This is a genomic window from Paenibacillus sp. OV219, assembly GCF_900110075.1.
In the GTDB taxonomy this organism is placed as follows: domain Bacteria; phylum Bacillota; class Bacilli; order Paenibacillales; family Paenibacillaceae; genus Paenibacillus_Z.
Map to the genome: position 1 here is coordinate 221,440 of NZ_FOCJ01000002.1, position 24,084 is coordinate 245,523.

General features: G+C 49.5%; 26 protein-coding genes and 1 other annotated feature. Of the genes, 25 read left to right on the forward strand and 1 reads right to left on the reverse strand.

Annotated elements, in window-relative coordinates:
• From spoIIGA to BMY11_RS06870, 19 genes are all read left to right on the forward strand, one after another.
• Complete coding sequence (gene spoIIGA, locus BMY11_RS06780; RefSeq protein ID WP_090573738.1) at nucleotides 1–1,005, forward strand: sigma-E processing peptidase SpoIIGA; 1,005 nt, start codon at nucleotides 1–3, stop codon at nucleotides 1,003–1,005.
• Entirely contained in the window at nucleotides 984–1,706 is a 723-nt protein-coding gene (sigE, locus tag BMY11_RS06785) for an RNA polymerase sporulation sigma factor SigE (protein ID WP_090573739.1), read from the forward strand. The genes spoIIGA and sigE overlap by 22 nt, the downstream gene beginning before the upstream one ends.
• A gap of 356 nt (nucleotides 1,707–2,062) precedes the next feature.
• The gene (locus tag BMY11_RS06790; RefSeq protein ID WP_090574394.1) at nucleotides 2,063–3,067 is read left to right on the forward strand and encodes a methionine ABC transporter ATP-binding protein; all 1,005 of its coding nucleotides are present in this window, start codon (nucleotides 2,063–2,065) and stop codon (nucleotides 3,065–3,067) included.
• An 8-nt stretch (nucleotides 3,068–3,075) separates the two neighbouring features.
• On the forward strand, nucleotides 3,076–3,741 hold the full coding sequence (locus BMY11_RS06795) for a methionine ABC transporter permease (RefSeq protein ID WP_090574396.1): 666 nt from the start codon (nucleotides 3,076–3,078) through the stop codon (nucleotides 3,739–3,741).
• Nucleotides 3,742–3,783: 42 nt separating this feature from the next.
• Nucleotides 3,784–4,632 (forward strand): MetQ/NlpA family ABC transporter substrate-binding protein, encoded by an 849-nt coding sequence (locus tag BMY11_RS06800; protein WP_090573740.1) that lies wholly within the window; start codon nucleotides 3,784–3,786, stop codon nucleotides 4,630–4,632.
• Nucleotides 4,633–4,786: 154 nt separating this feature from the next.
• Nucleotides 4,787–5,203 (forward strand): GntR family transcriptional regulator, encoded by a 417-nt coding sequence (locus BMY11_RS06805; RefSeq protein ID WP_090573741.1) that lies wholly within the window; start codon nucleotides 4,787–4,789, stop codon nucleotides 5,201–5,203.
• Nucleotides 5,200–5,889: an ABC transporter ATP-binding protein gene (locus tag BMY11_RS06810; RefSeq protein ID WP_090573742.1), complete on the forward strand. Its 690-nt coding sequence runs from the start codon at nucleotides 5,200–5,202 to the stop codon at nucleotides 5,887–5,889. Before BMY11_RS06805 ends, BMY11_RS06810 begins: the two co-directional genes overlap by 4 nt.
• On the forward strand, nucleotides 5,886–6,728 hold the full coding sequence (locus BMY11_RS06815; protein ID WP_090573743.1) for a hypothetical protein: 843 nt from the start codon (nucleotides 5,886–5,888) through the stop codon (nucleotides 6,726–6,728). The genes BMY11_RS06810 and BMY11_RS06815 overlap by 4 nt, the downstream gene beginning before the upstream one ends.
• Nucleotides 6,729–6,742: 14 nt before the next feature.
• Nucleotides 6,743–7,960: a hypothetical protein gene (locus BMY11_RS06820; protein ID WP_090573744.1), complete on the forward strand. Its 1,218-nt coding sequence runs from the start codon at nucleotides 6,743–6,745 to the stop codon at nucleotides 7,958–7,960.
• 153 nt (nucleotides 7,961–8,113) lie between these two features.
• On the forward strand, nucleotides 8,114–8,896 hold the full coding sequence (gene sigG / locus BMY11_RS06825) for an RNA polymerase sporulation sigma factor SigG (protein ID WP_090573745.1): 783 nt from the start codon (nucleotides 8,114–8,116) through the stop codon (nucleotides 8,894–8,896).
• A 158-nt stretch (nucleotides 8,897–9,054) separates the two neighbouring features.
• Nucleotides 9,055–9,330 carry a YlmC/YmxH family sporulation protein gene (locus BMY11_RS06830; protein WP_090573746.1) on the forward strand — a complete coding sequence of 92 codons (276 nt, stop codon included), beginning with the start codon at nucleotides 9,055–9,057 and terminating at the stop codon, nucleotides 9,328–9,330.
• Nucleotides 9,331–9,437: 107 nt separating this feature from the next.
• A complete protein-coding gene (gene pgeF / locus BMY11_RS06835) occupies nucleotides 9,438–10,316 on the forward strand; it encodes a peptidoglycan editing factor PgeF (protein ID WP_090574398.1) in 879 nt (292 codons plus the stop codon).
• Entirely contained in the window at nucleotides 10,313–11,035 is a 723-nt protein-coding gene (locus BMY11_RS06840; protein WP_090573747.1) for a YggS family pyridoxal phosphate-dependent enzyme, read from the forward strand. Before pgeF ends, BMY11_RS06840 begins: the two co-directional genes overlap by 4 nt.
• Nucleotides 11,036–11,092: 57 nt before the next feature.
• A complete protein-coding gene (locus tag BMY11_RS06845) occupies nucleotides 11,093–11,539 on the forward strand; it encodes a cell division protein SepF (protein WP_256217338.1) in 447 nt (148 codons plus the stop codon).
• Nucleotides 11,540–11,546: 7 nt separating this feature from the next.
• A complete protein-coding gene (locus BMY11_RS06850; protein ID WP_256217339.1) occupies nucleotides 11,547–11,810 on the forward strand; it encodes a YggT family protein in 264 nt (87 codons plus the stop codon).
• On the forward strand, nucleotides 11,807–12,589 hold the full coding sequence (locus tag BMY11_RS06855) for a YlmH family RNA-binding protein (RefSeq protein WP_090573748.1): 783 nt from the start codon (nucleotides 11,807–11,809) through the stop codon (nucleotides 12,587–12,589). The genes BMY11_RS06850 and BMY11_RS06855 overlap by 4 nt, the downstream gene beginning before the upstream one ends.
• A gap of 110 nt (nucleotides 12,590–12,699) precedes the next feature.
• Nucleotides 12,700–13,200, forward strand: a complete 501-nt coding sequence (locus BMY11_RS06860; RefSeq protein WP_090573749.1) for a DivIVA domain-containing protein — start codon at nucleotides 12,700–12,702, stop codon at nucleotides 13,198–13,200.
• 67 nt (nucleotides 13,201–13,267) lie between these two features.
• Nucleotides 13,268–13,539 (forward strand) — a binding site (T-box leader).
• A gap of 47 nt (nucleotides 13,540–13,586) precedes the next feature.
• A complete protein-coding gene (gene ileS, locus BMY11_RS06865) occupies nucleotides 13,587–16,682 on the forward strand; it encodes an isoleucine--tRNA ligase (RefSeq protein WP_090573750.1) in 3,096 nt (1,031 codons plus the stop codon).
• 124 nt (nucleotides 16,683–16,806) lie between these two features.
• Nucleotides 16,807–17,139, forward strand: a complete 333-nt coding sequence (locus BMY11_RS06870; protein WP_090573751.1) for a DUF5665 domain-containing protein — start codon at nucleotides 16,807–16,809, stop codon at nucleotides 17,137–17,139.
• Between the two features lie 44 nt (nucleotides 17,140–17,183).
• On the opposite strand, the gene BMY11_RS06875 is transcribed toward BMY11_RS06870, so the two are convergent.
• Complete coding sequence (locus tag BMY11_RS06875) at nucleotides 17,184–17,894, reverse strand: TraR/DksA C4-type zinc finger protein (protein WP_090573752.1); 711 nt, start codon at nucleotides 17,892–17,894, stop codon at nucleotides 17,184–17,186.
• A 192-nt stretch (nucleotides 17,895–18,086) separates the two neighbouring features.
• Here BMY11_RS06875 and lspA point away from each other — a divergent pair, with 192 nt between their 5' ends.
• The 6 genes from lspA (at nucleotide 18,087) to BMY11_RS06905 (ending at nucleotide 23,995) form a co-directional block, all read left to right on the forward strand.
• Nucleotides 18,087–18,626 (forward strand): signal peptidase II, encoded by a 540-nt coding sequence (gene lspA / locus BMY11_RS06880; RefSeq protein ID WP_090573753.1) that lies wholly within the window; start codon nucleotides 18,087–18,089, stop codon nucleotides 18,624–18,626.
• Nucleotides 18,595–19,542: an RluA family pseudouridine synthase gene (locus tag BMY11_RS06885; RefSeq protein WP_256217376.1), complete on the forward strand. Its 948-nt coding sequence runs from the start codon at nucleotides 18,595–18,597 to the stop codon at nucleotides 19,540–19,542. Before lspA ends, BMY11_RS06885 begins: the two co-directional genes overlap by 32 nt.
• A 109-nt stretch (nucleotides 19,543–19,651) precedes the next feature.
• Complete coding sequence (locus BMY11_RS06890) at nucleotides 19,652–20,887, forward strand: LL-diaminopimelate aminotransferase (RefSeq protein ID WP_090573755.1); 1,236 nt, start codon at nucleotides 19,652–19,654, stop codon at nucleotides 20,885–20,887.
• 309 nt (nucleotides 20,888–21,196) lie between these two features.
• The gene (gene pyrR / locus BMY11_RS06895) at nucleotides 21,197–21,730 is read left to right on the forward strand and encodes a bifunctional pyr operon transcriptional regulator/uracil phosphoribosyltransferase PyrR (RefSeq protein ID WP_090573756.1); all 534 of its coding nucleotides are present in this window, start codon (nucleotides 21,197–21,199) and stop codon (nucleotides 21,728–21,730) included.
• A gap of 18 nt (nucleotides 21,731–21,748) precedes the next feature.
• Nucleotides 21,749–22,654, forward strand: coding sequence for an aspartate carbamoyltransferase catalytic subunit (locus tag BMY11_RS06900; protein WP_090573757.1), 906 nt, complete (start codon nucleotides 21,749–21,751; stop codon nucleotides 22,652–22,654).
• Between the two features lie 51 nt (nucleotides 22,655–22,705).
• The gene (locus BMY11_RS06905) at nucleotides 22,706–23,995 is read left to right on the forward strand and encodes a dihydroorotase (RefSeq protein ID WP_090573758.1); all 1,290 of its coding nucleotides are present in this window, start codon (nucleotides 22,706–22,708) and stop codon (nucleotides 23,993–23,995) included.
• Nucleotides 23,996–24,084 lie beyond the last annotated feature (89 nt).

Sequence of the window (24,084 nt, forward strand, 5' to 3'; positions counted from 1 at the left end):
GTGAATACGCTGGATGCTGTTTATATCGACGTATTATTCATGGTCAACCTGCTCATTGACGGCTCCAATCTGCTGCTGACCGCTTGGGTGCGTAGCATTCGGGCGAAATGGTGGCGTGTGCTGCTTGCTGCGATAATCGGCGCGTTGTACGCCATTCTGATTGTTTTTCCGCCGCTATCGTTTCTGTTTACGATTGTCATCAAGATTGCCCTTTCGTTTGCAATGCTGCTCACAGCGTTCGGATTTGGAAGCGTACAGCATTTTGTCCGCAACGTAGGTGCCTTCTACGGCGTTAACTTTGCAGCGGCAGGGGCTGTCCTCGGCGCGCATTACTTGCTGATGAATAGCTCGAATAAGCTGTGGCAAACGGTTGTTACCGTAAACGGATCCCCAAGTTTCATGCTCAAATCTTCCATGCTCTTTGTCTTCTGTCTTGTCGGTGTCGGCTATTACATTTACCGTTCTGTGATGACGCAGCGTAAGGAGCGTAATCTGGTCACTACTCATCTTGCGGAGGTGAAAGTAAGAGTTGATGGCGTGGAGCATACCTGCACGGGACTCATCGACACAGGTAATCAGTTGTATGAACCGTTGACACGAACACCTGTCATGGTGATGGAGGCCGCGGTGTGGCAGGATGTGTTGCCTGCTTCCTGGATTCATCAGATTCGGGAGGCACAGGTCGATAAACTGTTAGCGAGCATGACAGATGAGGAGCCTTTCATATGGCGTGATCGGCTGAGGCTGGTGCCTTACCGCGGAGTTAACCGAGGTGCGCAATTCATGCTTGCCATTAAGCCCGATCTTGTAACGATAGACCGGGAAGGGGAATTGTTCGAATCCAAGAAAGTGCTTATTGGCCTAGATGCCGGCAAGCTGACTCATGACGGCACGTACCAGGCCATTATCCATCCGTCACTACTTCAAAATCGAAGCGTCACGGTCGAAACCATTCATAGTACTTCGGGAAGGGATGGAGCAGCATGCTCGTCAAATGGAAACTAATCCTTCAGTTATACTATTATCGTGTTTTGTTTTTATTCGGATTAAAGAGCGAGGAAATTTATTATATTGGTGGAAGCGAAGCACTGCCTCCACCGCTCACCCGCGAAGAAGAAGAGTACTTGCTGGAGAAGCTGCCTACTGGAGATTCAGCGATCCGAGCGATGCTCATCGAACGCAATTTGCGGCTAGTCGTTTATATCGCACGTAAGTTTGAGAATACAGGCATTCATATCGAAGACTTGGTATCTATTGGTGCAATCGGTCTTATTAAAGCGGTCAATACATTTGATCCAGAGAAGAAGATCAAGCTGGCGACTTATGCTTCCCGCTGTATTGAGAACGAGATTCTGATGTACCTGCGTCGCAACAGCAAGACGCGCACAGAGGTGTCGTTTGATGAACCGCTGAATATCGATTGGGACGGTAACGAGCTGCTTCTCTCAGATGTACTCGGGACGGAGAACGATACGATATATCGCAATATCGAGGAGCAGGTGGACCGTAAGCTGCTGCACAAGGCGCTCGATAAGCTGACTGAGCGGGAACGAATCATTATGGAGCTTCGCTTCGGGCTTGCGGACGGGGATGAGAAGACCCAGAAGGATGTTGCGGACCTGCTCGGCATCTCGCAGTCGTATATTTCCAGGCTGGAGAAGAGGATTATTAAACGATTACGCAAAGAGTTCAATAAAATGGTCTAATTCGTGAACAAAAGCCTACTACACCCCGTGAATAGGGTAAAGTGGGCTTTTTTTGCGCTTAATTACATTCAATTCCAGTGACAGACTGTAGCGATTTTGTTTATAATGCAATTTGTTCACATTATAGAATTTTAAATTTCACCCGTTTAATATTCTATAATGTCTCCGCGAAACGTAAGCTTTTGCCGAAAGGACGGCGACAGCCGTTTTCACTTGTTCACACAGAACGGCTTCGCCTAGACAGAAGGCTGAAGGCGTATTTGCTTGTTTGTAGACGGTTTATATAAGGTTGAGAATAGCAGTTGCAGGGAATTCTACCATTACTTACGATTAATGGACGGCAGGAGGTAATAAAACTGATTGAGCTTCGAGACATAAGCAAGTCTTACGGTAGCGGCTCTACAGCTGTAGAAGCAATAAGTAACGTAAGCATTACGATAGATAAAGGTGAAATCTTCGGCATCATTGGCCACTCCGGCGCGGGCAAAAGCACGCTGCTGCGTTGCGTCAATTTGCTGGAGCGTCCGTCAACAGGCTCGGTTAAGGTCGGCGACGTTGAGCTGACGAAGCTGTCGACTACGCAGCTGCAGCATGAGCGCCGCAGAATCGGCATGATTTTCCAACATTTTAATTTGCTTTCGATGGCAACGGTGCGGGATAACATTGCGTTTCCGCTCAAGCTTGCGAAATTATCTAAGGCGGAGATGAAGAAGCGAGTGGACGAGCTGCTTGCGCTCGTTGGCTTGGAGCAGCATGGCGACAAGTTTCCTGCACAGCTCTCAGGCGGTCAGAAGCAGCGGGTCGGCATTGCGCGCGCATTAGCGAACAACCCGGATGTACTGCTCTGTGACGAGGCGACTTCCGCACTTGATCCGCAAACGACGAACTCGATTTTGTCGCTGCTTGTGGACATTAACCAGAAGCTTGGCATTACGATTCTGCTGATTACGCATGAGATGCATGTCATTCGTTCGATCTGTGACCGCGTAGCCGTAATTGATGGTGGCGGAGTGGTTGAGATGGGCGATGTACTGGATGTGTTCTTGAAGCCGCAGCATCCGGTGACGAAGGATTTTGTGAGCCAAATCGCAGATTCCTTCGATCCAAGAGAGCTGATTGCATCGCGTAGCGGACGCTTAATCAAGGTCAACTATGTCGGAGACATCACCTATGAGCCACTGCTGTTCAATGCTGTGAAATCGACTTCCGTTCAATTTACGATTTTGCAAGGAACAGTCTCCCGGATGAAAAACACTCCTTATGGCCAGCTAGTCATTGAGTTTTTCGGCGATCATGGTGACATCGAGAAAGTCATTGCGGATCTGCGTAACAAAGGATTGGAAGTAGGTGATCTGTCATGATGCTGAAAATGTCGTCGTCATTTGAAAATGTGGATTGGTCCGAAATGTGGGAGGCATCGAGGGATACGCTTCACATGCTTGTCTTATCTCTTGTGTTCACAGTTATTTTAGGGATGCTGTTAGGAATTGTTCTTTTCTTAACCTCACGCAGGCAATTACTTGAGCAAGCGATTGTTTACAGGCTGCTGTCGTTCGTTGTGAATGTCCTTCGATCGGTTCCGTTTATTATTTTGATGATATTGATCATGCCATTCACGAAATGGTTAACCGGAACGATGCTTGGTGTGCAAGGGGCAATACCTCCTCTTGTAATTGCGGCAGCACCGTTCTTCGCAAGACTTGTGGAAACGGCTCTTCGTGAAGTAGATCGTGGTGTCATTGAGGCAGCTCAAGCCATGGGGGCATCCAGAAGGCAAATTGTCACGCGGGTGCTTCTGTTAGAGGCAAGACCAGGATTATTAGCAGCGATTACGATAACGGCCGTAACACTCGTTTCTTATACGTCGATGGCAGGGGTAATTGGTGCTGGCGGTTTAGGCGATTTAGCAATTCGATACGGTTACCAACGTTTCCAGACCGACGTTATGATCGTAACGGTCGTGCTCCTTATTATTTTGGTTCAACTCCTGCAGATGGTAGGCGACTATCTGGTTCGCCGATTTAGCCGGAAGTAAGGATTTAACATAGAGAGAGACATACTGATGGAGGAATGAAAGATGAAAAAAGCAAGTCTAGCGATGCTGCTCCTCGTCATTGTCGTTGCACTGTCCGCATGCGGCAGCAAAAACAACAATGCGAGCAACTCAGCGAACAACCAAACAGAAGGTAACGGCGCGAAGCAGGAAGTAACGCTGAAAGTAGGCGCTACGCCGGTACCGCACGCAGAAATTCTTGATTTCATTAAGCCAGCTTTGAAAGAGAAAGGCATTAACCTTGAAGTGGTTGAGTTTAACGACTACGTACAACCAAACACACAGCTGTATGAGAAGCAACTGGATGCAAACTTCTTCCAGCACCTTCCTTACCTGGATCAATTCAATAAAGATAAAGGCTATGATCTCGTAAGTGTTGCAGGCATTCATATCGAACCGTTTGGCGGCTATTCGAAGAAGATCAAGTCGATTGATGAGCTGAAGGAAGGCGCGAAGGTCGTTATCCCGAATGATCCATCCAATGGCGGTCGTGCACTAGCACTCATGGAGAAGAACAACCTAATCAAGCTGAAGGACGGCGTTGGTATCTCCGGCACTGTGAACGACATCGTTGACAATCCGAAGAAACTCGATATCACAGAAGTTGAAGCAGCTACGCTTCCTCGCGTGCTTGACGAGGTAGACCTAGCGCTGATCAACACGAACTATGCGCTTGAAGCGGGTCTTGTACCGACGAAGGATGCACTATTCATCGAAGGTGCAGATTCCCCTTATGTGAACATTCTCGTTGCCCGTCCGGACAACAAAGATTCCGAAGCGATGAAAGCTTTGGCGGAAGCATTGCAATCGCCTGAAGTGAAGACGTTTATCGAAGACAAATACAAAGGTGCGATCGTTCCAGCCTTTAAATAATGAACATGAAGCACTGCTGCCTGAATAAGGAAGCGGTGCTTTTTATATTTAGGGGATACCGATGGTTGACACCAAAGTGTATTACGGGTATAGTACACGTATGAAGTGTATGAACTAAGTAGTACACACACTTAACAAGACGGAGTTGGAGCGTATGCAAGCTGGTGAAGGCAGTGCGGAGTTGAAGTTTAACAGCCGCGATCCTGTCTACCTTCAAGTAGTCAGGTATTTCAAAGAAGAGATAGCGACGGGACGGCTCGAGAAGGGCCAGATCATACCGTCACGCCGTGAAATCGCAGGTAAGCTGAAGATTAACCCAAACACGGCACAGAAGGCTTACAAAGAAATGGAGGAACAAGCATTGATTGTTACGGAGGGGAATTCGCCAAGCCGCATAACGACAGATGAGCATGTATTAAGTCTCATTCGGAATGAACTGATTACTGACGCAGTTGATGCGTTCGTATTATCTATAGCTAAGATTCAGGTACCGGTTGAAGAGCTGCTCGCCATCGTTAAAAACAAAGTGGAGAGCACCTATAATCAAGGCGCGAAGGAGGAGCAAGCATGATCGAACTGAAATCGGTCCGCAAGAAATACGGTCGCAAAAAAGTGCTTCAGGACGTATCGTTCACAGCGGATAAAGGAAACATCACATGCCTCATCGGCATCAATGGCGTGGGCAAATCGACCGTTCTAAAGGCGATCATGGGACTTACGCCAATCGACGGTGGGAGCATTCTCATTGACGGGATGCCAATCGGTAAACATATTTACGAACATATCACGTATGTGCCTGACAATATAACGATGCCACCGAACATGACGGTTGGGGCTAGCATGCAATTCATGAAGGATTTCTATGCGAGCTGGAACGAAGAGCGTGCAGAAGAGATGCTTACTTTCTTCAAGCTTAAACGGACGGACCGTATCGCTGAGCTATCCAAAGGGAACACAGCAAAGCTGAACCTGCTGCACGGCCTTTCGCTTGATGTAGATTACGTGCTGATGGATGAACCGTTCTCTGGCATCGATATTTTCAGCCGCGAGCAGATTGCATCGGTATTCACGAGCAAGCTTGTTGAAGATCGAGGCGTCATCATAACAACGCATGAAATCAACGATATTGAGCATTTGATTGATGAAGTCGTGCTAATCGACAACGGGACTGTTACTCGTCAATTTAACTGTGAGGATATGAGAATGGAACATGGCAAGTCGGTTATGGATGTTATGAGAGAGGTGTACCACGGATGAATCGTTACTTAAAGCTGCTCCATATGGAGGTAGCCCGTTTCTGGAAGCTGTATTTATCGCTCTTCGCTATAACGCTGCTTATGCAAGGGTTCGGCATTTACTATGAAAGCAGCAAGTATATGACTTATGTTCAGGACCGTATGGGGCCGACAACAGATACGTACACCAAATTTGTTGCGGAACATGGCGTTAATAGCTTCTCGAATTTGCTAAGCAGCGCGAATTTATGGTTTCTCGCCCCTATCGCACTCAGCATTGGCGCTCTTGCGCTGTATATCTTCTTGATCTGGTATAGGGAATGGACAGGCAAGAACATGTTTATTTACCGGTTGTTGATGCTGCCGACAGATAGACGAAATATGTATTTGGCTAAACTGAGCGCCATACTGCTGTTTGTGCTAGGGCTAGTATCGTTCCAACTGCTCATTTTGCCGCTCGAGTACAGCTTGTACAAATCAGTTATTGATCCAGCTTTGAGAGGGGGCGCGGAGTCTATGATGACTGTAATTCAAGGTCACTCGCTGCTGCGTATCCTGATTCCGCACACCTTTATCGAATTTATTTTGTGGTATGGCGGTGGCGCAGTGTTCGTAATCATCTTGTTCACGGCTATTCTGCTGGAACGCAGCTACCGATTAAAGGGCATTCTTGCCGGGCTGATCTATATTGGCATCGCAATTCTGCTCATGTGCGCACCAATCTTAATTACGAACCGGCCCAAATATGATTATTTGTATCCGGTAGAGCTGTTCACCATTGAGCTCATTATTGCTGCTCTCATCGGCGCCCTGTCATTAATGATTAGCTTCTTCTTAATGAATAAGAAGATTTCGGTATAGGAGGTTAACAACGAATGAAACGCTATTGGTTCTCCATTCTGCTCGTCATCTTCATCTTAGGAAGCGTTGGTACCTATTACGTGACGGCGGCTGCAAGGAGCTTTCCAGAATACAAGCTCTTGACCGTTTCTGGTGACGACAACGAAGCGAAATCGCTTGTGCTTCAAGGTGAATCGAAGGATTACGGTTCACTAGAAATCAATGCGAAAGGCAGTCTGTACTTCCAAGAGAAGTCCTTCTTCGACTCGTTCCGAGAGAACGAAATGTTCAAATATAGTCCGGATTTACAGCAAATGCTGAAGGATCACAGAAACTTTATGCGCGGGAAGAAAACGTATAACGGTTTCTATCAGGACGGGCAGGTACTGGCATATGCCGACATTAAGGGTGGCAATGACTTGAATAACAGGAATTACCGGCTCAGTGTAACTGTATTGGACTTAAAGAACAACGATAAAATTAGCTTCACTGCCTCAATCCCTAAGCAGGAGAAGTACAACTGGATATCCACCTCAGATGTGCAGGTGAAAGGTCAAACGATGACTGTCATCACCTACAATTTGAAAAAAGCTAGTGGTAACCAGCAGAATACCCCTGGTCAGGAGATTCATTCTTACACGATTGATTTGAACAAGAAGAGCATCGCCGAAGATCGTGTATTGCTAGCCGATAAACGGTTAGCTGACGGGAGAATCGTAACTTATAATTTCATTCAGTCATCCCAAACTTCGGAGTCGTCGGAATTGCTTGTATACCAGCAGGTGACGCAGAAGTTTGCGAAGGACAAAGAAGGAAATGAGGTTGTGGAAAGCTCGGAGCAAGCGATTCTCACGTACGATCTTGCATCAGGCAAGACAGACGCTGTACCTGCATTCACTTCTCAAAGCAACTCGAATTCAACCAGCTCGCAAAACGCACAGTTTTACGTCTCGGGAGATTCGATCATTGAACTCGCGAGTGGTGGAGCGGGTACGAACGTGGAGATATATAGCACTTCGGACAGATCGGTGCGGTCATTCGAAATTCCTTATTTACCTACATCGAATGTCGTTGTCTATGGCGACCGTCTTTATATGGCAACACCGGATGGCGATACAACGAAAGTCATTATTGCTGACTTGAAGCAAGGCAAGGTTGTATTCGTTGGCGCGGTTGATATTAATGAGCAAGGCAACAAGCATACAGAGCTGCTGAAGAAGCTCCAGATTCAATGGTTGTATCTAGATAAATAACAGATGCAGTTAAGCCTCGGCAATCCGCCGGGGCTTGTTTTTTTTCTCTATTTATGCATAGCTCGGTTCGTGTTTCTTCTTGTCGAATCGGGAATAAATTGGGGTCTCGAGGAGATACTGAACATTAATGTTTCTCCTTGGGAGGTAATCACGTTGACCCGAAACAAAGTCGAGATTTGTGGAGTGGATACCGCGAAACTGCCTGTCCTCACGAATGCGGAAATGCGCGAGCTATTTACCGCATTGCAAACACAGAATGAGTGGGCAGCAAGAGAGAAATTAGTCAATGGCAACTTGAGACTCGTGCTTAGTGTGATTCAACGGTTTAACAACCGTGGGGAATTCGTCGACGATCTTTTCCAAGTCGGCTGCATCGGCCTCATGAAAGCAATCGACAATTTCGATCTCAGTCAGAATGTTAAGTTTTCGACCTATGCTGTTCCGATGATTATCGGTGAAATCCGCCGTTACTTAAGGGATAACAATCCGATTCGCGTATCGCGCAGCTTGCGGGATATTGCGTATAAGGCGCTTCAGGTGCGTGACAGCTTAACGAACAAAAACTCAAGGGAGCCGACGATTTTTGAAATTTCCGAAGCGCTAAATGTTCCAAAAGAGGATGTTGTCTTTGCGCTCGATGCCATTCAAGACCCGGTATCATTGTTCGAGCCGATTTATCATGATGGGGGAGATCCCATCTATGTGATGGACCAAATTAGCGACGATAAAAACAAGGATGTATCGTGGATCGAAGAAATTGCTCTGCGTGAAGCGATGCACAAACTGAATGAACGTGAAAAAATGATACTGTCTATGCGTTTCTTCGAAGGGAAAACTCAAATGGAAGTGGCCGACGAGATCGGCATTTCGCAAGCACAAGTGTCCCGGCTGGAGAAGTCAGCCATACAGCAAATGCAGAAGCATGTTAAAACTTAATAGACCTGAACGTGAAACGGCGCACTGCGCCGTTTTTTTGCGTGCTTCAAAGGCTTAATTACTGCCAAGCAGGACATTTTGCCCATTAGGCACATATAGTAATAACAGAAGCGATTGCTGGAAGAACAGCCCTATTGGAAGCGTGGTGAACGGTGAATATGAAAATCTCCGATTTTCAAACGAAAGACGTCATTAATATTGTGGACGGCCGTAAGCTTGGGCAGGTTAGCGATTTGGAGCTGGATTTGCGCCAAGGGCGAATTGATTCGATCGTCGTGCCGAATTATTCCCGTTTCTTTGGTTTGTTCGGCGGCGGTACCGATGTCATCATCCCCTGGCGGAATATTGTAAAGATCGGAACGGATGTCGTACTTGTGCGTATTGATGATGCGAAGGTATACCGTGCGGAAGAGGACGATGTGCAGGTGCGTTAAAGCCGGCAAGCTCGATATGAGGCACTGAGGCAGCAGCCTTCCTGATGGGCCAGAGCGCTCGCAAGGGAGGCTGCTTGCATGGTAAACTGGAATTTGAGGTGAAACAGATGATTAAGGAACCATTTGTACGATCGAGTGATGCACAGAATGAACATACAGCGAAGACGCCTTCGCTTTTTTTATTGTCTGACTGGACGAACGGGTTCGAAGGATTAACGGCAGGCTTCACAGGAAGAGATGGCGGCGTAAGCGCAGCACCGTGGCATGAGCTAAATTGCGGGCTGCATGTTGGGGATGCGGATGAGGATGTCATTCGCAATCGTGAGCTCATCGCGGAAGCACTCGGGCTTTCGTTCGAAGCGTGGACATGCGCGGAGCAAGTCCATGGCAACCATGTTCATGTTGTGCGTGCGGAAGACCGCGGCAAGGGCAAGGACAGCCGTGCAGGCGCGCTGCAAGATACGGATGCGCTTGTTACGAATGAGAAGAATGTGCTCTTAACTTCGTTCTACGCGGATTGTGTCCCGCTCTACTTCTACGATCCCGTACAGGAAGTCGTCGCTCTGGCGCATGCTGGCTGGAAAGGCACCGTGCTTGAGATCGCCTGCAAGACGGTCGAAGCGATGGTGGCGAATTTCGGTTGTGAGCCTGCAACGATACGCGGTGCGATCGGCCCGTCGATTGGCATCTGCTGCTATGAGGTGAATGATGTTGTGCTCGATCGCGTGAAACCGATCATTCAGGAGCTACAGCTGGATGAGTCCACGCTGGTACAACCGACCACATCAGGCAAGGCTAGGATAAACTTGAAAGAATTGAACCGACAGATTATGATAAAAGCAGGAATTTTGCCGAGCCATATCGAATGTTCAGAGTGGTGTACCGGCTGCTCTACGGATGTCTTCTACTCGCATCGAATGGAAGGCGGCGCGACCGGAAGAATGGCTAGCTGGATCGGTATGAGAGAAGGAGATTTTGAAGCGTGACCTTATTGCAAAGAATTGATTATGTAGAGCAGCGGCTCGCCGAGGCATGTACCAGAAGCGGCAGAACGCGCTCGGAGATTGAGCTTATCGCTGTTACCAAGTATGTGGGTGTACAGCAGACGCAGCAAGTGCTGGGAGCGGGCATCGTTCATTTGGGCGAGAACCGCTGGCAGGATGCTTCGGACAAGTGGAATGCCATTACAGGGACGAATTGGGATGAGAGCTCGGACAATTCGCCGGCTGGACAAGCTGTATGGCATTTTATCGGATCGCTTCAAACGAATAAAGTAAAAGATGTCGTCGGGAAATTCACATACATACACTCTTTGGACCGGCTGTCATTAGCGCAGGCGATTGAACGCCGTGCGGAGCAGCTGGGCATTGTCGTACCTTGCTTTATTCAGGTGAACGTTTCCGGGGAAGATAGCAAGCACGGCCTGCAACCGGAGGATCTCGGGAACTTTGCTAAAGAGCTGGCTGCATACTCGCACATCGAGCCTGTCGGTTTGATGACGATGGCGCCGCTGGACAGCGATGGCGAGCAGTCGCGTCCCGTATTTCGGGGCTTACGGCAGCTAAGAGATGAATTGAATCAAAGCGGCGTGCTGAGCAAGCCAATAACAGGTTTGTCGATGGGCATGTCTAGTGATTTCGAGGTTGCAGTCGAAGAAGGCGCTACATGGCTAAGACTTGGAACGGTGCTTGTCGGGAAGAGCTAGCTGCACCCGCAGTGATGAAGGCGCTGCACGAACCTAATAGAAAGAGGGCGATTCGAAATGATGAACAAGTTCATGAATTTTCTCGGCTTGCAAGACGAAGAAGAAGTCGTAGAACGTGAGCGAATCGATAACCAAGAAGAGCAAGAAGTTGAAACTTCTCCTTTCGAGGCACGTAAACAAACTGCAAAGGGAAATAATATCGTCAGCATTCATTCGCAGAAGAATGTCCGCGTCATACTGAATGAGCCGCGTTCCTACGAGGAAGCGCAAGAAATTGCCGATCACCTGCGCTCACATCGCTCGGTCGTCGTCAATTTGCAGCGAGTTCGCTCCGATCAGGCGGTGCGTATCGTTGATTTCCTAAGTGGAACGATCTATGCGCTGAACGGCGGCATTTCTAAGGTGGGTACGAATATTTTTCTTTGCACACCGGATACGGTGGAGATTCAAGGCGCGATATCCGAAATGCTGGTCGATGAGCAAGACTACAAAAAAATGAGGTGACCGTAAGTTGAACATTGCAAGCCTAATATTGAATCTATCCCAAATTTACACGTATATGATTATTGCATACGTCCTGCTATCGTGGTTGCCTAGCTTGCGCGATAGCTTCATCGGCGAACTGTTGAGTAAGCTTGTTGAGCCGTATTTAGCGCCATTCCGCAGATTTATTCCGTCCATTGGCGGAGTAATCGACATCTCGCCGATCGTTGCGCTATTCGCACTTCGTTTCGTCGCGCTTGGCTTGATTTCGGTTATTGATATGATCGTATGAAGAACGAAATTTTTGTTCACTTTCATCCGGATGAGCGGGCATTCGTTGACCGTGCAGAAGAATGGGTGGAGCGAGCAGCGAATTTGCATGAAATGAAGAAGACTGATTTTCTCGATCCGAGACAAGCGGAGATCGTAACGATGCTTGTTAACCGGAATCAGGGAGTACAACTCAAGCTGTTCGGAGGATACGAAGGCGCTGAACGTAGACGAGCTATTATCGCGCCGGACTATCGCTATCTCGACGATGAGTCGGAAGGTATTGCCTTGATTGAAGTATCCGGCGATACAAAGGGCCATCTGGAGCTTGATCACGGAGATTATCTGGGCTCCTTGCTCGGACTCGGCATTAAGCGTGACCGAGTCGGTGATTTGCACATCCACGAGGATAAGTGTCATTGTCTCGTTATGGAGGAGATCGCCGATTATATTAATATTCATCTGCGTCAAGTCCACCGCGTTCATGTCCTGACGGAAATTTTGCCGCTTGTGAAGCTGCAGCCGGCAGTGTCTGCCATGGAAGAGATGAATCTGTCGGTGGCTTCTTTGCGTCTGGATGGTATCGCAAGCGACGTGCACCGGATTAGCCGAACGAAGATCGTTGATCCGATTCGCGCTGGCAGATGCCGAGTGAATTGGCGAGTGGAGGAGGATCCGTCCACTCCACTTGCGGAAGGCGATGTCGTCTCGATGCAAGGGCTCGGGCGTTTCAAGGTGCTTGTTGTTGAAGGAATAACTAAAAAAGGCAGAGTAAGAGTCAAAATCGGCAAATATATCTAATTGTTTGCAGGAAATTGGCTTCCCTTGTCGAATTGAGAAGTAGACTTATTCTGGAAGGATTAAACGTCTTCACGTTTTTTCCCCTTCGATAACACTCAGGAGGTGCCCCAATGCCGCTTACGCCATTGGACATACATAACAAAGAATTCGGCAGACGTCTTCGCGGATACGACGAGGATGAAGTGAATGAGTTTCTCGACCAAGTCATTAAAGATTATGAAGCGCTCATTCGCGAGAACAAAGAGATCCAGAACCAGGCACTTTCTCTACAAGAGAAGCTGAACCACTTCTCAAGCATTGAAGAGACGCTTAGCAAGACGATTATCGTCGCGCAAGAAGCGGCTGATGAAGTGCGCGGCAACGCGAAGAAGGAAGCACAGCTGATCGTGAAGGAAGCGGAGAAGAATGCAGACCGCATCATAAACGAATCGCTGAGCAAGTCCCGTAGAGTCGCGCTTGAAGTCGAGGAGCTGAAGAAGCAAGCTTCGATCTATCGCGCAAGATTCCGTACGCTCGTGGAAGCGCAGCTTGAGCTGCTTAGCCATGACAGCTGGGATTCGCTAGAAGGACCGCCTTCAACCATTTCTGCGGAAAGCGGTCGCGGGTTCTAAGAAAGTTTTGTTTTGGTTTGACATTTGTAATGGAATGGCGTATAAATGGTAATAATCATTCTATATGTGTATTTCGTTGACGAGAACGAGTACGCAAGTTATTAGCTCCCCAGAGAGCCGGTCCATGCTGAAAGCCGGTGTGCTTATACTTGCGGAATATCATCTCCGAGAAGCGATGCAGAACCTTATGGACGCCATAAGCAGTAAGCAAAGCCGGATGTCCACCGTTACAAGGAACTCGGATGCATGCATCCGTGACGAAGGTGCCAAGCGAGCGGGCGTTTATTTTGCTTAGCTTGGAATTAGGGTGGTAACGCGAGCATTAGTCTCGTCCCTTACAGGGGCGGGGCTTTTTTTATTTTGAACTAGGAAAAGGGGTATGAGGTATGCAGCGCGTCGATGTGAAAGAGAAAGCAAGAAGCCGCGATATGCGTGTTCTATCGAAGTGGAAAGAGGAAGATACGTTCAAGCAGACCATCGTGAATCGGGAGGGCAAGTCGAACTTCGTATTCTATGAAGGCCCGCCGACAGCGAATGGTGCGCCGCATATCGGGCATATGCTTGGCCGTGTTATCAAGGATTTCATCGGACGCTACAAGACGATGGACGGATACCGGGTTGTGCGTAAGGCTGGCTGGGATACGCACGGTCTGCCGGTTGAACTTGGCGTTGAGAAGCAGCTTGGCATCTCCGGCAAACAGGAGATCGAGAACTACGGCGTTGAAGCGTTCATCAACAAATGTAAAAACAGCGTATTCGAGTACGAGCGTCAATGGCGCGAGCTGACCGAAGCGATCGGCTACTGGACGAACATGGACGATCCGTACATCACGCTGAATAATAACTATATCGAGAGCGTTTGGCAGATCCTATCTACCATTCATGGCAAAGGGCTGCTGTACCGCGGTCACCGCGTAAGCCCATACTGTCCTTGCTGCCAGACGACGCTTAGCTCGCACGAAGTGGCACAAGGCTACGAAGACGTGAAGGATCTTAGTGCAACGGTGAAGTTCAAGCTCGTTGGCTCGAAAGAGTCTGTGCTTGCATGGACAACAACACCATGGACGCTTCCGGCGAATGTGGCGCTTGCTGTTAATCCGAATCTGGAGTATGTGCGTGTAGCTCAGGGCGGTGAAGTGTTCATCGTTGCTAAGGCACTCGTGGAGAGCGTATTTAAAGGCGAGTACGAGGTTGGGTCGACGCTGAAAGGCGAAGAATTGCTGAATCTTAAATATGAGCCTCCGTTCAAATATGCGGAAGTCGAGAATGGTCACTTTATCATCCCTGGCGACTTCGTCAGCGATTCAAGCGGTACAGGTATCGTTCATATCGCGCCTGCACACGGAGATGATGACTACAAGGTTGCCCGTGCGAACGGCGTAAGCTTCCTAAACGTAGTCGACAACGCTGGTCGCTATGTAGAACTCGTTACAGATCTAGCGGGACGCTTCGTTAAAGAGTGCGATGTAGATATCGTGAAGATGCTTAGCGAGCGCGGATTGCTATTCTCCAAAGAGCGTTATGAGCATAGCTATCCATTCTGCTGGCGTTGTAAGACGCCGCTGATCTACTATGCAACAGATAGCTGGTTCATCGAGACAACGGCTGTGAAGGATCAGCTCATCGCGAACAACAGCTCGGTGGAATGGTATCCAGGCCATCTCCGTGAAGGCCGCTTCGGCAAATTCCTGGATGATCTCGTAGATTGGAACATCAGCCGTAACCGTTACTGGGGTACGCCGCTTAACGTATGGATCTGTGAGAGCTGCGGCGGTCAACATTCGCCAGGCTGCAGAGCGGATCTCGCCGCGCGTTCGACGACACCCATCTCGGAGGATATCGAGCTGCATAAACCATATGTGGACGAAGTGAAGCTACATTGCCCGCACTGCGAGGGCGGTGTGATGACGAGAACATCCGAAGTGATCGACGTTTGGTTCGATAGCGGTTCGATGCCATTCGCGCAGTATCACCATCCGTTCGAGAATGAGCAAACGTTCGCCGAGCAGTATCCTGCGGATATGATCTGCGAAGGGATCGACCAAACGCGCGGCTGGTTCTTCAGCTTGTTAGCGGTATCAACGCTGTATAACGGCAAAGCGCCATACAAAGCAGTTATCTCGACTGGTCATATCCTCGATGAGAACGGCCAGAAGATGTCGAAGTCCAAGGGCAACGTTATCGACCCGTGGGAAATCATCGATGAGTATGGTACAGACGCTTTCCGTTGGGCGCTTCTGGCGGACAGCGCTCCGTGGAACAGTAAACGGTTCTCCCGCGGCATCGTAGGCGAAGCGAAGTCGAAAGTAATCGATACGATTGTAAACACACATGCGTTCTTCGCTCTCTATGCTTCCATTGACGGATATGACCCGGCTGCTCAGCCAGTTCGTGTATCCGACAATCAGTTGGATCGCTGGATCGTATCGCGCCTGAACAGCCTTATCGTGCAAGTGAATAAGTATCTTGCGAATTATGACTTCTTGAATGCGGCGAAGGGCATTGAAGTATTCGTGGATGAGATGAGCAATTGGTATATCCGTCGTTCCCGTGACCGCTTCTGGGGCAGCGGCCTAACTGACGATAAGCTGGACGCTTACGGCACACTTCGTTCTGTGTTGCTGACGCTTTCCCGTCTGATTGCTCCATTTGCTCCGCTCCTCGCTGAGGATGTATATACGAACCTTGGCGACGGTAGCAGCGTTCATCTGGCGGACTATCCGAAGGCAGATGAAGCAGCAATCGACGAGAAGCTTGAGCGTGATATGGAAACAGCAAGACAAATCGTTGAGCTGGCACGTAACGTTCGTAACGAAACAGGCATCAAGACACGTCAGCCGCTATCCGAGCTGATCGTTGCGCTTGATAATGAGTTCGATCTCGCTCCGTACGAGGATGTCATCAAGGATGAAATCAACGTCAAAGCAATCACGATCGCAAGCGGAGACAGCGGCTTCGTAGACTTCACTTTCAAGCTGAACCTGAAGGTAGCGGGCAAGAAGTACGGCAAGCATGTCGGACCGATCCAAGGCTACTTGAAATCGCTGACGGCGCAGCAAACTAGCGAGATCGTCAAGGCTGGCGTACTGAACTTCACTTCTGCGGAAGGCGAAAGCTTCGACATTACGCTGGAAGAGCTGCTAGTTGAGAAACAAGCGAAGTCCGGATTTGCATCGGCTTCCGGCTATCAGCTGACCGTTGCGATCAATACGGATATTTCTCCTGAGCTGGAACAGGAAGGTCTTGTGCGTGAAGTCATTCGTGCCGTTCAAGATACGCGCAAGAAGCTGGATCTGCCAATCGAGATGCGTGTTCACCTCGTGCTTGATGCAGATCTAGAGCTGCTAGCGGCACTTACAGCGTTCGAATCCGTTCTGTTTGAGAACGTCCTGCTGAAGAGCGTAGAGTATGCGAAAGCAGACGATATGGAACGTGTATCACTTGGGGATCGCGAGATTGGAATTTCCGTTGTAAGGGTATAGTAACCTCATAGCAGCAAACAACACGAACACCCATGCACGCAAGCGCGGGCGAGCGGCATTTGCCGCTTGCTTGCAAGCCGTGCATGGGCTTTGTTTGTGATGTACCCTGGGGAGGGATATATCCATGTCGGAAGACAATGACCATCAGGATCTGAAAGGGGTTCGACATTCCATTGACGCGTTAGAGAAACGGCTGCAGAAAGTCGTCGTCGAGATGGAGCGATCGCAAATCGCCGATTACGTCACACTTCTGAATCGGCCATTCTCACTCATGTGGCGCAACCTGCTCGGCGGCGTGTCGCGCGGCGTCGGCTACGCGATTGGATTGACCTTCTTTGCCGCGACGATTCTGTATGTGCTTCAGCTGCTCGGCGCGCTTAATTTGCCGATTGTCGGCGACTATATTGCGGATATTGTTCGCATTGTGCAGCGTCAGCTTGAAGGCAAAACTTACTGAAAAACTATATTCGTATGGTCGAACTTTTGGCGATCTAAGTGCTGTTATTCCAGTGTATGATCGCCTTCTTCATGCTCCATGTAGCTGTAATATTCTTTATTGCGTACTACGCTGACGTGCTTGCCGGTAATATCGGTGGCTAGGAAGCTTTCGAGCGTTTCGACATAGCCATCAGCCTCATCGGCTTCAATGCCGACTTCATTGTAGCGCTGCACATTAGCGTTCTCCGACATGGCTGGTGAATCGGAGTTGCCGTACGATTCAACGATTTGCCAAGCGTCTTCGCCATCAAAGCCGTTATATCCATCTTCATGGTCATCCATGCTCGTTCTGCCGAACGGTGGATAGAGAAATTGCTCTTCTACTGGCCGATGTTCCGAAATGTCCTGACGAGGTGAATGCGTCGCGCAATAGAGTGTATCGGGCAGCGCCTGCAGACGTGCGTGCGGAATTTGCTCCCCGCAACTGCTGCACTTGCCGTAAGTGCCGTTCTCCATTGCTTCCAGCGCCGCGTTGATACGGTTCAAGTGAAGCTCCTCCTGTTCATGCAGCGCAATATCCTTGCCACGTTCATAAGTCTCCGTTGCCGCATCGGCAGGGTGATTATCGTAGGAGGATAAATCGCCTGAGGAATCTTTGTATGAGTTGGCTAAGCCATAATGATCGCTGCTGGCCAACCTCTGTTCGATGGCAGCCTTCTCCACGACAAGACTGCTGCGCAAGTTGCTGAGCTGGTTTTTCGTTAGGTTCGTCATCAGTGCAAGCCCTCTTTTCGTCTTCGCTTGGTGGTGATCTGCATTTCGCTGCTACGTGACGTTAGTTTCTGCACTGTGCGCCATTTTTAGAGACGGGCATTCATGGATACACTGGCAGAAGGGGGGCAGGCGCGCCTCTAGTCTGCAATAGCCTTCATATGCTACAATGTTTGGGACAAGGGGGCATATGCTGTGAAATATTACTATTATTGGCTCGCGATATTCGTATTTGCAGTGGACTATTTGAGCAAAAAGTGGATTGAGCACAGCTTGACGCTCGATGAGATGAAGCCTGTGCTTGGCGACTTCTTCGTCATTACATCCGTCCGGAACAAAGGTGCGGCGTTCAGCATTTTGCAGAATCAGCGTATCTTTTTCGTTGCCATTACAATTATCGTAATTGTCGGCATCGTGTGGTACATAACGAGAATTCGCAACTCTGGAAAAATATTGCTTCTGTCGGGGCTTGGTATGGTTCTTGGCGGGGCACTTGGTAACTTCCTGGAGCGCGCTCTGTATGGCGAAGTGGTTGATTTCTTGCAATTTACATTTGGCAGTTATGTGTTCCCGATATTTAACCTGGCGGACTCCGGTATTTTTGTCGGTGTCGTCCTGATTTTGTTGGATGCTTTTATTACTTCGAAGAATGAGAACGGAGATCCAAATGACAGACAAGAACGGAATGGACAAGATGAGCTTAATGGACAACAAGGAAATCAATTTATTGGGTGAAGAGCCACTCGCTTTCTCTGCCTGCGAAAGCGATGCTGGCGAGCGCCTTGATAAATATGTGACGGAGAGCATCGAAGAAGGAACCGTATCTCGCACGCAAGTGCAGGAATGGATCAAGAACGGGGCTGTACTCGTGAACGGACAAGCGGTCAAAGCGAATTACAAACTAGCTGTGGCCGATCAGGTCACGGTTATTATTCCTGAGCCGGAGGAAGCTGTCATTGAGGCACAGGCGATTCCACTTGATGTCGTCTATGAGGATAGTGACGTTATCGTCATTAACAAGCCGCGCGGTATGGTTGTTCATCCTGCTGTGGGTCACTATTCCGGCACGATTGTGAATGCGCTTATGTACCATTGCAAGGACCTCTCAGGCATTAACGGAGTGATGCGTCCAGGTATCGTGCACCGGATCGACAAAGATACTTCAGGCCTGTTAATGGCGGCGAAGAACGATCTTGCGCATGCATCGCTCGCGGCGCAGCTCAAGGAGCATAGTGTAACCCGCAAGTATCTCGCGCTCGTTCATGGCAATATGCCGCATGAGCACGGAACGGTTGATGCACCAATCGGAAGAGATCCGAGGGAACGGAAGCTGTTCACAGTCATCCACAAAGGCAGCAAGCACGCGGTCACTCACTTTCAAGTGGTTGAACGATTCGGCGACTATACGCTGCTTGAGCTGAAGCTCGAAACCGGACGTACACATCAGATTCGTGTACATATGAAGTACATCGAGCATCCGCTCGCGGGCGATCCGCTCTATGGACGGAATAAGACGATCGGCCTGAAGGGGCAAGCGCTGCATGCGGCTGTGCTAGGATTTGTTCATCCGCGCTCAGGGGAATATATGGAATTTGAAGCGCCGGTTCCGCCAGATATGGAGCATGAATTGATGATTCTGCGTCAGCGCTAACTGTAGATTAGTGCAAACTTTTCGCCATATACTTTATGTGGCTTCACACATCCGATAAGCTATGATTGATTCAAATTGGCATTAGTGAAACGAAGGGTGAGGAATATCCATGACGCAAATTAATCAAAACTATACACAGCTGCAAGGCAGCTATCTGTTCTCCGAAATCGCGAAACGCCGTACGAAGTTCATCCAGGATAACCCGAACGCTCAAATCATTAGCCTCGGTATTGGCGATGTAACACGCGGCCTTCCAGACGCGATTACGAAAGCGATGCACGCAGCGGTAGACGAGCTTGCGAATCCAGGCACATTCCGCGGTTATGGCCCGGAGCAAGGTTATGACTTCCTGATCAACGATATTATCAATAACGACTACAAAGCACGCGGCATCGACATCGGCACGAACGAAGTATTCGTAAGCGACGGCTCGAAGTGCGATGTTGGTAATATTCAAGAGATTTTCAGCGAGAACGCAGTAGTAGCCGTACAAGACCCGGTTTACCCGGTTTATGTAGACACGAACGTTATGGCTGGCCGTTCCGGCAAGTTCAACAAGGAAACGAACCAATACGAGAACATCGTTTACTTGAAGTGCGATGCTTCCAACAACTTTACGCCAAGCCTTCCTGACCGCAAAGTTGACCTTATCTACCTTTGCTACCCGAACAACCCGACGGGCATGACGCTGTCGAAGGAAGAGCTGAAGCGCTGGGTTGATTTTGCCAAAGCGAATGACTGCATCATCCTGTACGATTCCGCGTACGAAGCATTCATTCAAGAAGCTGACGTTCCACGCAGCATCTACGAGATCGAAGGCGCGAAGGAAGTTGCGATTGAATTCCGCAGCTTCTCGAAGACAGCCGGCTTCACGGGCGTACGCTGCGCATACACAGTTGTGCCTCGCGAGCTGAAAGCGAAGGATGCTGACGGCAACGTATTGCTCGTTAACGATCTGTGGAACCGCCGCCACACAACGAAGTTCAACGGTGTATCTTATGTAACACAACGCGGAGCATCTGCGATTTACTCGCCAGAAGGCAAAGCGCAAATTGCTTCCATCATCGATTACTACATGACGAATGCAGGCATTATCCGCGAAGGTCTTTCTTCACTCGGTCTTGAAGTATTCGGCGGTGTGAACGCGCCTTACATCTGGCTGAAGACGCCAAACGGTCTTGATTCCTGGGCATTCTTCGACAAGCTTCTGTCGGAAGCGAACATTGTCGGAACACCGGGTGTGGGCTTCGGTCAAGCAGGTCAAGGCTACTTCCGCTTGACGGCGTTCGGTAGCCGCGAGAATACGGAAAAAGCGGTTGAACGGATCACGAAATTGTCGCTGTAGCATTAGAGGAAAACAATCTTGACATGGATGTTTCTTTCATGAGATAATTCTTCTAATGAACAGCAGTACCTTTAATTCAGTCCAGAGAGACTGGCAAGGTAACGTGATTCGCTGATTCAACTTATAGCAGGACAATCCTATCCGCTTGCGCGCGTTCGCATCAGCGGGGCTTGCCTTACATCCTATAGTTGATCACCGGCGTAAACAGTTAAACTCCTTGCGAACTCTCGCAAGGAGTTTTTTTTTGTGCCCAGCCAGCAGTTTAAAGCAGCTATTCGGTGAAGAACAGCCAGGAGGGAATTGATCCAGATGGATGAACAACATCGCATCATAATGGACGAAGCGGCTATACGGCGCGCATTAACGCGAATTGCCCACGAAATTGTCGAGAAGAACAAAGGCATCGACAATTGCGTCCTTGTCGGGATTCGGACAAGAGGCATTTACTTGGCGAGGCGAGTAGCCGAACAGATTTGCGAGATCGAAGGTGCGCCGGTAGAAGTACAGGAGCTCGACATCACTTCGTACCGCGACGATCGGGAAGCCGGGATCTCGAAGGCCTCCATTGGCAATGCAGCTTCTGTGAACGTGAAAGACAAACGAGTCATTCTGTTCGACGATGTGCTCTATACCGGGCGGACGATTCGCGCTGCGATGGACGCACTGATGGATTGTGGCAGACCGCAGCTCATTCAACTGGCGGTGCTTGTAGATAGAGGTAATCGTGAACTGCCGATCAGACCTGACTATGTCGGGAAGAACGTACCAACCTCGAAGCTTGAACAAATTGTAGTGTCCCTCCAGGAAGTGGACGTGAACGAACTAGTAACGATCATCCATTAGAAGGAGGAAGCTTTGGACATGACGAGAACAGCAACATTGATTAAAGAACGAAGCTTGCTCGGACTGAAGGAGATTAGCCAAGAAGAAATTACTTCGATTCTTGATCGGGCGGCATATTGGGAAGCCAGCTCGAACAAGCTAAATCCGGTGCTGCATGAAAAATTTGTAGCGAATATGTTTTTTGAGAATAGTACAAGAACGAGGTTCTCCTTCGAGGTGGCAGAAAAACGGCTTGGCGCGCAAGTGCTGAACTTCTCGGCAGCCGTGTCCAGCGTCCAGAAGGGTGAATCCATCTATGATACGGTCCGTACGCTGGAGTCGATGGGCATCGACGCTGGCATCATCCGGCTAAAGCCGAACGGTGTGCTGACTGAGCTTAGCGAGAGGATCAAAGTACCGCTTATCAATGCTGGTGACGGCAACAATGAGCATCCGACGCAAGGGTTGCTCGATCTGTATACGATGCGCAAGCAGTTCGGTGAGCTGAAGGGACTGACGGTCACGATTATCGGCGATGTGCTTCACAGCCGAGTGGCTCGCTCGAACTTGTATGCTCTGCAGAAGTTTGGCGCGAACGTGCAGTTCTGTTCGCCGGACAATCTGCGCGCGCCGGAGCTGAACGCACCTTATGTCACAATGGAAGAAGCTCTTCGCTCGGACGTCGTCATGATGCTGCGTGTGCAGCTTGAACGCCATGAAGACGGTATGATGGGACCGGCAGAGGCTTACCGCGAGCAGTTCGGATTAACGGAGGAGCGTGCAGCCACAATCGCGCCACATGCGATCATCATGCACCCGGCACCGATTAACCGCGGCGTTGAGATCGACGATGCCGTCATTGAAAGCCCACAATCGCGTATTTTCCCGCAGATGGAGAACGGCGTGCCGATTCGGATGGCTGTTATAGAACGGGCACTTGCCTAACATCTATGTTAATCAACAAACTACAGAGTGATAAAGGAGAACGAACCTACAATGGCATTATGGATACTTAACGGTCTCGTATGGGACGAACAGACAGTTGAAGCGACTCGCAAGCATGTACGTGTAGAGAATGGTCTTATCCAAGCCATTCAAGATGCAGCGAATGGCAATCCGGACACGGCTGGTCACGATACGATTGATGCGAATGGGAAATTGATCTCCGCAGGATTCATTGATATGCATGTTCACTTGCGTGAACCAGGCTTTGAATATAAAGAAGATATCGCGAGCGGCACACGCTCGGCAGCACGCGGCGGCTTCACAACAATCGCATGTATGCCGAACACGCGTCCAGTAACGGATACTCCTGCAACGGTGCGTTACATATTGGATAAAGCGGCAACAGCCGGCATCGTGAATGTACTGCCTTATGCAGCGATTACGAAGAACGAGCTCGGTCGTGAGCTGACAGATTTCGCGGCGCTGAAGGAAGCGGGCGCAATCGGCTTTACGGACGACGGCGTCGGCGTACAGAATGCGCAAATGATGAAGGACGCGATGAACCTGGCAGCTTCGATGAACATGCCAGTTATCGCACACTGTGAGGATGATTCCCTCGTAGTCGGCGCGGCGGTAACTGATGGTAAGTTCGCAAGAGAGAACGGCCTGAAGGGTATCCCGAATGAGTCAGAGGCGATCCACGTTGGTCGTGACATTTTGCTAGCGGAAGCGACTGGGGTTCACTACCACGTCTGCCACGTCAGCACAGAGCAGTCGGTAAGACTGATTCGGATGGCGAAGCAGATCGGTATTAAAGTGACCGGTGAGGTATGTCCGCATCACTTGATCCTCTCGGATGAAGATATCCCTAGCATGGATGCAAATTGGAAAATGAACCCGCCGCTTCGTTCGCCTCGTGATGTGCAGGCAGTCATCGAAGGCTTGGAAGATGGTACGCTCGACATGATTGTTACCGACCACGCGCCGCACAGCCAAGAAGAGAAGGCACGCGGGATGATGCTGGCTCCATTCGGCATCACAGGCTTCGAGACAGCTTTCCCGCTCATGTATACGAAATTCGTTCGCACGGGCAAATGGACGCTTGGATTCCTTTTGAAGCGCATGACTGAAGATCCTGCTCGCGTATTTGGCCTCAAGAGCGGCGTGCTGCAAGCAGGCGCTCCGGCTGATCTCACGATTGTCGATCTTGAGAACGAGCGTGAAGTGAATCCAGAGAGCTTTGCTTCGAAGGGCAAGAACACTCCGTTCGGCGGTTGGAAGCTGCACGGCTGGCCGGTAGCGACAATCGTGAATGGGAATGTCGTTTGGTCGGAACTGTAAGAATAGCGAAATAGAGATCATAATTCGATAACGCAGCGGATGCTTCAATTGCAGGATGGGAAGATTCGCAATAACTTTTAGGAGTGATA